At 47.7% G+C, this 8982-nt stretch carries 9 protein-coding genes and 1 tRNA gene; 3 read left to right on the top strand and 7 right to left on the bottom strand.

The annotated features are described in order from the left end of the window. Positions 1-66 precede the first annotated feature (66 nt). Positions 67-330, bottom strand: coding sequence for a hypothetical protein (locus JF818_RS05410; protein WP_198890943.1), 264 nt, complete (start codon positions 328-330; stop codon positions 67-69). Positions 331-468: 138 nt separating this feature from the next. Between JF818_RS05410 and JF818_RS05405 the strand changes: the two genes are divergently transcribed. Next, a tRNA-Thr gene (locus tag JF818_RS05405) sits at positions 469-540 on the top strand. Positions 541-652: 112 nt separating this feature from the next. On the opposite strand, the gene ppdK is transcribed toward JF818_RS05405, so the two are convergent. The 3 genes from ppdK to kduI all read right to left on the bottom strand — a co-directional run bounded on the left by ppdK (position 653) and on the right by kduI (position 5410). After that, positions 653-3364, bottom strand: a complete 2712-nt coding sequence (gene ppdK, locus JF818_RS05400; protein ID WP_198890942.1) for a pyruvate, phosphate dikinase — start codon at positions 3362-3364, stop codon at positions 653-655. A 394-nt stretch (positions 3365-3758) separates the two neighbouring features. Next, the gene (locus JF818_RS05395) at positions 3759-4562 is read right to left on the bottom strand and encodes a gluconate 5-dehydrogenase (RefSeq protein ID WP_198890941.1); all 804 of its coding nucleotides are present in this window, start codon (positions 4560-4562) and stop codon (positions 3759-3761) included. A gap of 5 nt (positions 4563-4567) precedes the next feature. After that, positions 4568-5410, bottom strand: coding sequence for a 5-dehydro-4-deoxy-D-glucuronate isomerase (gene kduI, locus JF818_RS05390; protein WP_198890940.1), 843 nt, complete (start codon positions 5408-5410; stop codon positions 4568-4570). Between the two features lie 199 nt (positions 5411-5609). Between kduI and JF818_RS05385 the strand changes: the two genes are divergently transcribed. Continuing rightward, entirely contained in the window at positions 5610-6398 is a 789-nt protein-coding gene (locus tag JF818_RS05385; protein WP_198890939.1) for an IclR family transcriptional regulator, read from the top strand. A gap of 197 nt (positions 6399-6595) precedes the next feature. Here the strand turns inward: JF818_RS05385 and JF818_RS05380 are convergent, their stop codons facing one another. Further along, positions 6596-7480 carry an RNA polymerase sigma factor RpoD/SigA gene (locus tag JF818_RS05380; protein WP_198890938.1) on the bottom strand — a complete coding sequence of 295 codons (885 nt, stop codon included), beginning with the start codon at positions 7478-7480 and terminating at the stop codon, positions 6596-6598. Positions 7481-7721: 241 nt separating this feature from the next. Further along, positions 7722-8168, bottom strand: a complete 447-nt coding sequence (locus JF818_RS05375; RefSeq protein WP_198890937.1) for a hypothetical protein — start codon at positions 8166-8168, stop codon at positions 7722-7724. 205 nt (positions 8169-8373) lie between these two features. Here JF818_RS05375 and JF818_RS05370 point away from each other — a divergent pair, with 205 nt between their 5' ends. After that, entirely contained in the window at positions 8374-8646 is a 273-nt protein-coding gene (locus JF818_RS05370) for a co-chaperone GroES (RefSeq protein ID WP_117331408.1), read from the top strand. 63 nt (positions 8647-8709) lie between these two features. Here JF818_RS05370 and JF818_RS05365 read toward each other — a convergent pair. Continuing rightward, positions 8710-8982 (bottom strand): helicase C-terminal domain-containing protein (locus JF818_RS05365; protein ID WP_304945006.1); only part of this gene is annotated, 273 nt, incomplete at its 5' end.

The raw sequence follows: 8982 nt of genomic DNA, 5'->3' as shown, positions 1-8982 counted from the left end.
TGGTATGCCCATCCTCCACCAGGGAAGCACTGCACTCATCACATGATGTCTCGATACCAAGGACGATCATAGATCCTCCAAGTCATAATCATCATCAAGCAATGCATAGTCCTCCGCTGTGAAGTTGATTACTTTCTCACTGACCAACGGCGCAATATCCTTGAGCTCAAAACCGTACTCCAAGGCATTAGGAAACATGTCCAACAAAAATTGGGCGACATCCGGCTGCCACCCTACCCCAACTTTGGTACGTACTGCTTGTTTTTCTGTATTCAGCAAGACAACCACCTCCTGGGCGACAGCATGTCTGAACCGTCTCTCTCTATTCACCGTATCCCTCTTCACCCGCAAGCCTACTCGACATTAGCGCTTAAGGTCAAGGTAAAGATGAACAGGTATTTTATCCGCAATCCGTCTTTACCTTCTTCCCTGTTTCGGGTAGAATGCATCTGTTTTCAGTAGTTCATTGCCAAAATAGCTCAGCGGTAGAGCAGCTCACTCGTAATGAGCAGGTCAAGGGTTCAATTCCCTTTTTTGGCTCAAGAAGCGGTTCCTTAGGGGACCGCTTTTTCTTGTCTCACATACCCAACAATGTGCGCACAAGAAATATCCCGGGCTTTAAGCCCGGGATACAATCTTCAAAATACAAGATTTAAGCCTTCTTCTTTGCCTCAATCACAGCCTGCGCTGCAGCAAGACGGGCAATGGGAACACGGAACGGAGAACAAGAGACATAATCAAGGCCAACCTTGTTACAGAAGGCAATGGTCTTCGGGTCTCCACCATGCTCACCACAGATACCCAACTTGATAGAGGGGTTAGCAGAGCGACCAAGCTTGACTGCCATCTCCACGAGCTTGCCCACGCCATTCACATCAAGGGTGGCAAACGGGTCATACTCATAGAACTGCTTGTCAGCATCATTTACATAAGCACCGAGGAAAGAAGCCGCATCATCACGACTGAATCCACAGGTAAGCTGGGTCAGATCATTGGTACCGAAGCTGAAGAACTCTGCTTCCTTGGCAATCTCGTCTGCGGTGATGGCAGCACGAGGAACCTCGATCATGGTACCGATCTTGTAGTGCACCTTGAGAGACTGTTCACTGAAAATCTGCTCGATCACCTCAAGGGCATGTTTCTTGGTGAACACAAACTCCTTGTAGTTGCCTACCAACGGGATCATGATCTCAGGCAGTACTTCCATACCCTTGCGCTTCACGTTGATCGCAGCCTCGATGATCGCCCTTACCTGCATTCTCAGAATCTCAGGATAGATGATCGCAAGACGACAACCACGGAAACCAAGCATCGGGTTGAACTCATGCAAGGCAGAAGACTTCTGTGCTACTTCCTCTACCGTGATACCCATCTGCAAGGCAAGTTCATGCCTGCTGGTATGGTCATTGGGAAGGAACTCATGCAACGGTGGATCAAGCAAGCGGATGGTAGCCGGTCGGCCATCAAGTGCAAGGAAGATCTCCTCAAAGTCACTCCTCTGCATGGGAAGCAATTCAGCGAGAGCTTTCTCCCTTTCCACAATATTGTTGGCAAGAATCATCTTTCTGATCGACATGATCCTGTCACCACCAAAGAACATGTGTTCTGTTCGGCAGAGACCGATGCCCTCGGCACCGAAAGCAACAGCCATCTGTGCATCATGCGGTGTATCGGCGTTGGTGTAGACACCCAATGACTTCAGGTCCTGGACGAATCCCATGAAGGCCTTGTAATCCTTGTACAGGATTGACTCACTCTCTTTCATGGCACCATTGAGCACCTGGACGATCTCGGAAGCACGGACAGGAATCTTTGCACCATACACTTCACCGGTAAAGCCATCGATGGAGATGAAATCTCCCTCACTGAGCTTGGTCCCGTTTACTTCCAGGAAGCGCTTTGGTTCATTGATCTTAATCTCCCCAGCACCACTGACACAAGGGCAACCCATGCCACGGGCTACTACGGCTGCATGGCTTGTCATACCACCACGGCAGGTGACAACACCCTTGGCAACCGCCATACCACCGATATCCTCAGGGCTGGTCTCGGTTCTCACGAGAATGACATCCTTCCCTTCTGCAGCCATCTCTTCTGCTTTCTCAGCAGTAAAGTAGATCTGGCCGCATGCACCACCAGGGCTTGCATTCAGCCCACGAGTGATAACTTCCAGGGAGTTGTCCCTGATGTACTTGCCGTCGAGAATTGGGGCAAACAACTTGCCGAACTCACCAGAGGGAACACGACTTACTGCTGTCTCCTTGTCGATCAAGCCTTCCTCAACCATCTCGACCTGGGTGCGCAACCAGCTGAAAATGGTTCTCTTACCATTTCTGGTCTGCAACATGTACAGCTTTCCTTCCTGAATGGTGAACTCAAGATCCTGCATATCCTTATAATGTTTTTCCAGGATGCCCCTGATATCAACCAACTGGTCATAGACCTTTTCATTGACTTTCTTGAGTGTAGAGATCGACTGTGGGGTACGGATACCTGCAACAACATCCTCACCCTGAGCATTCATCAGGTACTCACCATAGAACTGGTTCTCTCCAGTTGAGGGGTCACGCGTAAAGGCTACACCAGTGCCACTGGTCTCCCCCATGTTACCGAATACCATGCTCTGGATGTTTACCGCAGTACCCAGAAGACCACGAATATCGTTCATCTGGCGATACTTGTTTGCACGCTCATTGTTCCAGGACTTGAATACTGCATTGATAGCCTTGAACAACTGGTCGAGGGGATCGGTAGGGAACTCCTCACCTGTGAAGCGCTTGTACAGTCTCTGGTAGCGGGCAATCACTTCCTGCAGATCCTTGCTGTCAAGATCGGTATCGAGTTCAACACCACGAGTGTCCTTCACATCCTGCAATGCACGTTCGAACTCATGATGGGGAACACCCATGACAACGTCACCGAACATCTGCATGAAACGGCGATAGCTGTCCCAGGCGAATCTCTCGTTGTTTGTTTTCTTGATCAACCCCTGAACGGAATCGGGGGTAAGTCCCAGGTTGAGGATGGTATCCATCATTCCTGGCATGGACTGGGCAGCACCACTTCTTACGGAGACAAGCAAGGGATCATTATTGTCTCCCAGCTTTGCACCCATCGTCTTCTCGAGTCTGGCAAGGTGTTCCAGCACTTCTTCTCTCAATCCTTCAGGATAGTTACCTTTATTGGCACTATAAAAGGCGCAAGCCTCAGTGCTGATTGTAAAGCCCGGTGGGACAGGAAGCCCAATGCTGGTCATCTCGGCAAGGTTTGCACCCTTTCCTCCGAGCAGATCCTTCATCTGGGCAGTTCCTTCTGCCTTACCGGAGCCAAAAAAATAGACATACTTTGTGTTCTTTGTTGCCATACAAGACTCCTCTTAATTCTCACTATTACTAGACGTGCAAATCCTACCTGCTTAGCTCCTGACTGTCAATGAATCCAGAGCGTAAAAGAAGCAGTTTGGGCACTTCCAACTTCTTATTAGATAAATATTTGTTAATATCCTTTTTGGAACATTATTCCAATTTGGCCTTATCATTAGGTATTGAGCAAAAGCTAAGACAAATCGTATTTTGCTTCTTCCTAACAGCTTTCAATTGAATTTTACGTGTTCACGCAATTCATAATTGAATTTTAACCGAATTCCTCATCTTTGCAACAAACAGCAACAATCATTACTTGCCATCTCAGCCTTGAGCCAAAAAAAATCACCCACATCCCCCGAAGGGAATATGGGCAAAGTAAAAAGAAAGAACTAATTAGGGCTGTTTGCCAATATAGGCAAGAATGCCACCATCGACATACAGGACATGGCCATTCACGAAGTCACTTGCACCGGAGGCAAGGAACAAGGCAGGACCGGTGAGATCCTCGGTTGTCCCCCAACGCTCTGCAGGTGTCTTTGCAACGATGAATGAGTCAAACGGGTGACGGCTACCATCGGCCTGCCGCTCCCTAAGAGGAGCTGTCTGCGGGGTTGCTATGTAGCCAGGTCCAATCCCGTTGCACTGGATGTTGTACTTGCCGTACTCGCTGCAGATGTTTCTCGTCAACATCTTCAGGCCACCCTTTGCAGCAGCATACGCGGCAACCGTCTCTCTGCCCAGCTCACTCATCATTGAGCAGATATTTATGATCTTACCGCTCTTTCTTTCCATCATCCCGGGCAGGACAGCCTTGCTTACGATGAAGGGGGCATTCAGGTCGATGTCGATTACCTTGCGCCACTCCTCTGCACTCATCTCGTGCATCGGAACACGGCGGATGATCCCGGCATTATTTACCAGGATATCAACAGCCCCTAGGTCCTTGATTATCTTCTCCGTTGTCTCAGCTACCGCTTTCTCATCGGTGACATCACATACATAGCCCTTGGCATCGATGCCTGCTTCCTTGTAGGCAGCAAGGCCCTTGTCCACCAGCTCCTGGTTGATATCGTTGAACGCAATCTTCGCACCAGCAGATGCATAGGCACTTGCAATGGCAAACCCAATGCCATAACTGGCCCCGGTCACCCAGGCCACCTTCCCCTCAAGGGAGAACTGTTTTTCAATATATCCCATACAATTTACCTCAAATCCTTCGTTGCCACATGGTCCATGTCAGTGTAGGTTCTGTTCTCACCACACATTGACCAGATGAACGTATAGTTGCTTGTACCTACTCCGCTGTGGATCGACCATGACGGACTGATAACAGCCTGTTCGTTGTGCACTATGATATGCCTTGTCTCACTTGGTTCCCCGAAGAAGTGGAACAGTGTCTGCTCTGCATCAATGTCAAAGTAGAAGTACACTTCCATCCTTCTCTCATGCGTATGTACCGGCATCGTATTCCACACACTGCCCTCTTTCAGTTGAGTCAGCCCCATGGAAAGCTGGCAGGTATCCAATACATCGGGGTGAATATACTGGTTGATCACCCGTTCATTGCTCTCTGCCTTGTTGCCAGCTGGTACATGCTTTGCATCGGCAAAGACGATATGCTTTGCTTCAAAGGCATGGTGTGCAGGAGTACTGCTCATATAGAACTTCGCAGGATTTTTCCCGTCATTGCTTCCAAGGCTCACCTTCTTAGTTCCCATCGGAAGGTACAATCCATCCAGGCTCACCAGATCATAGCGCTTACCATCGGCCACCACGTAACCATCGCCACCGATGTTGATCATTCCAATCTCGCGGCGCTGCAGGAAGTACTCGACACCAAAATCCTTCATCGGATCGATGTTCTTTTCCAGGTCCAGCTCCCCTTTCACCGGCATTGCACCCATCGTGACAATCCTGTCAATGTGTGAATAGACTCCACTCACCTCGTCAGCGAGAAATATTCCGTCCACCAAGAACTCATCCCTAAGCTCCTGTGTCGTCATATGCTTGAAGCCCTCTTTACCAGTCGAATACCTTGTATCCATATCGTAACTCCTTGCAATTATGTTCCATATCGTGGAACTTCTTTTCATATTGAAGAATTAATATATGATTATGTACACATATTTCTCAATATTTCCAGTTTTGTCCCACATGGTGGAATCTGATTCCATTATAAGATACCTGTATCTCTTGTCAAGGGGAAATAAATGGAATATATTGCAAGAACAAGGAGGATGAGAGGTGCCATCAGAATTGAAAGTACAATCACTTGATCGAGCCTTTGACATCTTGGAGTTGTTGGGAAACGAACAGAACGGCTACAACCTGATTCAGATTTCTGAGATGCTCAAGCTCCCCAAAAGCACGGTACACCGTCTCATCGGAGTGCTCATTCAACGAGAATATGTGAGGAAATCAGAAGAAACCGGTCGATATCGTCTTGGTCCTGGCTTCATTGCTCTTTGCAGCAACTATCTCAACAACCTCGAACTGAAGACTGAGAGCTCCCCTGCCATGGACGAACTTTCCGTAACTACAGGTAATGTGGTCTTTCTTGCCATCCGACAGGAGGACAAGATGGTCTATGTGGATAGCAAGGAACAAATCAACAGTCTTCGCAAGTATGCGATAGTTGGCCAGAGAAAGCCTCTATACTGCACATCACTTGGAAAATCCTTGTTGATGGGTTTGAGTGACGAAGAAATTCGGGCCCTCCTCGCCCATGAAACCTTCTCACGCCGTGGACCGAACACCCATACGAATATCGAGAGTCTACTCCAGGACATTCGCGAATGCAGAAGAAGGGGATGGTCACTTGACGACCAGGAGGCGGAGCCTGCCATCAACTGTGTGGCTGCCCCTATCCATGACTACCGGGGACAGGTCATTGCTGCAGTTTCTACTTCCTGGGTGCTGGCCCAGCACCCAGAGATGAGGCCCGAGACAATGGCAGTACTGGTTATGCGTTGTGCAGCTACCATCAGCTTTAATATGGGCTATACAGGGAAATCCAATCGTCCAGAATTCTAGCAATGTATTTACAGGAAAAGCAAGAAACAGGAGACCGAGTAAATCAATCTCCTGTTTCTTTTTGTTGTCGGACTCACGTATCCACATATGAATGCTTCCGCTACCGAGCCTTTTGTCTGATTGGGCTAAAGAGGGAAAAAACCGGACAGCCTGTGCCCGGTTTTTCCAATATATATAGATACACCCTTTTGGTGCTGTTATGCGATATAACTCTCAACCATCTTTGAACGGGAGGGGTTACGCAATCTCTCGATTGCTTTCTTCTCGATCTGGCGAATTCTCTCCTTGGTAAGGTTGTACAGTTCCCCGATCTCCTTGAGAGACATGGGGTTCTTTCCTTCAAGACCATAGCGCAATTCTATAATTTCCCGCTCCTTGTCACTCAAGGTGGAAAGCAGTGAACGAACATCCTCTTCCAAGGAGTGCTCGAGCAGACTGTCCTCGGGGCTCATCTGGGTCTCATCCTCTATGAAATCACCAATATTACTGGCACTTCCATCATTGAAGATGGGGGCATCGAGGCTAACCATGTCCCGGCTGATGGCAAGCAGGTTACCTACATGCTCAGGATCGAAACCAGTAAGCGCCCCAATCTCTTCTGCACTCACATCCTCAGAGTTATTGTCCTTCATCAGTGCCTTCTGGGCCTTCTGGATCTGCAACAACTCATTGGTCCTGTTGAGTGGGAGACGGACTGCCCTACTCTTTTCATTGATTGCCTTCATGATTGCCTGGCGGATCCACCACACAGCATAACTGATGAAATGGTATCCCCTCTCAACGTCAAATTTCTCAAGTGCAGTCATCAGACCAATATTTCCCTCATTGATCAGATCAACCAATGGCAGTCCCTGGTTCTGGTATTTCTTTGCCACATTGACTACAAAGCGGAGATTTGATTCAATCATTTTCTTTCGTGCAAACTCTTCGCCCTTCTGCGCACGTTTTGCAAGTTCCACTTCCTCTTCAGGAGTAAGCAAGGGAATCCTGTTGATTTCCTTGAGGTACATGCTCAGAATGTTTGCGTCATCATACGCGTAGGATTTTTCAACTGCATTCAACATCGTTTGGTTTCTTTTCATTATGTACCTTCCTGTTTGGTCGTTGGAAAGGTAATTGCAACTAGCGTGCCAACTTATAATATTTATTTTTAATTGCTTTTATTTTATATACTTACATATTCTTTTCAAGATAATACAAACGAAAGAAAGTTTTATTTGACAGAGGTTTCCAGAAAAAAGTGTCATTTTGACTCATAAAAAAAATATCCCAGGATTTCCGGGACATTCTGACTCGAACCAAGAATAAGATGGCAATCCATCGTTACCCAACTGACCATTTTGGCTCAGATTCAGTAACCAACCAAGGGAAATCAAGCTCGAGTGAGGCAAACCATGGGGCAAGGCATTCTCCTTTGAAAGGAATCTCACTTTCGCTGAGTTCCTTCTTGATCTGCTCATATTCCATCTTCAGGAAATCGTGGATCATATCACCTTCACTGAGGGAACAGGAGATTCTCTTTTTCCCAAAAAGGTAGATGGCAAACTGACGCCTGAAGAAATCAAGCCAATCCTTGTCTGGATTGTGCATTTCATTCCCCCTGATCAAAAACACATCAACAAAGCAATTGAGACTCCTGTCCAAATCCTCGGAACGAGCGAATAGGCAAGCAAGACGATAGAAATGCCTCCAAACCTGCTGGGTTCCCCAATCTGCAGGATTGTCTTTGAGGGCCAGAGGATAGTTACTGTCTTTTTGCCTGTTCTCCATACCTGTTTCCTTCTTTTTTTGCTTCGCACTGAATATAGTAATACTTCCTACGAGCGGCAAGCCTCTTTTGCACAGTGAGAAGGATCTGCACACTAAAGAAGAATCAGCTTGCCCCTTCTCCTTCTTTTGACTATATTATCTCCAGCGAGGGTGCATCCCTCTCTATTACACTTTCACATTCATATTTTGGTTGGAGGAAGATACAATGACCATTAAGCCTTTGGCAGACAGAGTATTGGTAAAGATGGAAGAGCTGCAGGAGAAGACCGCAAGCGGTCTCTACATTCCCCAGACAGCACAGGAAAAGACCCAGATCGGAGTGGTCGTGGCAGTCGGCGAAGGAACCGAGGACGTGAAGATGAACGTCAAGGAAGGGGATCGCGTCATGCATGACAAGTATGCCGGCACTTCTGTAAAAGCCGATGGCACCGAATACCTGATTCTCAGCATGAAGGATATTCTTGCAATCATCGAGTAGTTAATAGCATCAAATCAGAAAAGCTGTTTCCAGGCACCTGCCGGGAAGCAGCTTTTTTATATATCATCCTCCATAGAGGAAATTCTCTACCTTATCTGATAATCCTGAGGTCTCGCTATCGGGGTGATAGCTCTCAGGCAATGAACGAATCATGTACATTCCATAGTTCTTGCTCACCACACGGCTATCCAGAATGATGACCACACCACGATCGCAGGCTGAACGCAACAACCGTCCAAATCCCTGTTTCAGTTTCATGGTTGCCGACTGTAGGGCAAGTTGGTAGAAACCACTTCCCCCATTGGCATCAATTGCCTCACAACGTGCCTTGAACAC

The sequence above is a fragment of the Sphaerochaeta sp. S2 genome (assembly GCF_016406725.1).
Lineage (GTDB): Bacteria > Spirochaetota > Spirochaetia > Sphaerochaetales > Sphaerochaetaceae > Sphaerochaeta.
Note: the sequence above shows the minus strand (reverse complement) of the source record. Positions and strands in the feature narration are given on the sequence as shown.

Coding starts and splice junctions, on each gene's coding strand:
- kduI (WP_198890940.1), bottom strand. CDS start 5,410: ATGGATACAAGGTATTCGACTGGTAAAGAGGGCTTCAAGCATATGACG.
- JF818_RS05370 (WP_117331408.1), top strand. CDS start 8,374: ATGACCATTAAGCCTTTGGCAGACAGAGTATTGGTAAAGATGGAAGAG.
- JF818_RS05380 (WP_198890938.1), bottom strand. CDS start 7,480: ATGAAAAGAAACCAAACGATGTTGAATGCAGTTGAAAAATCCTACGCG.
- JF818_RS05395 (WP_198890941.1), bottom strand. CDS start 4,562: ATGGGATATATTGAAAAACAGTTCTCCCTTGAGGGGAAGGTGGCCTGG.
- ppdK (WP_198890942.1), bottom strand. CDS start 3,364: ATGGCAACAAAGAACACAAAGTATGTCTATTTTTTTGGCTCCGGTAAG.
- JF818_RS05375 (WP_198890937.1), bottom strand. CDS start 8,168: ATGGAGAACAGGCAAAAAGACAGTAACTATCCTCTGGCCCTCAAAGAC.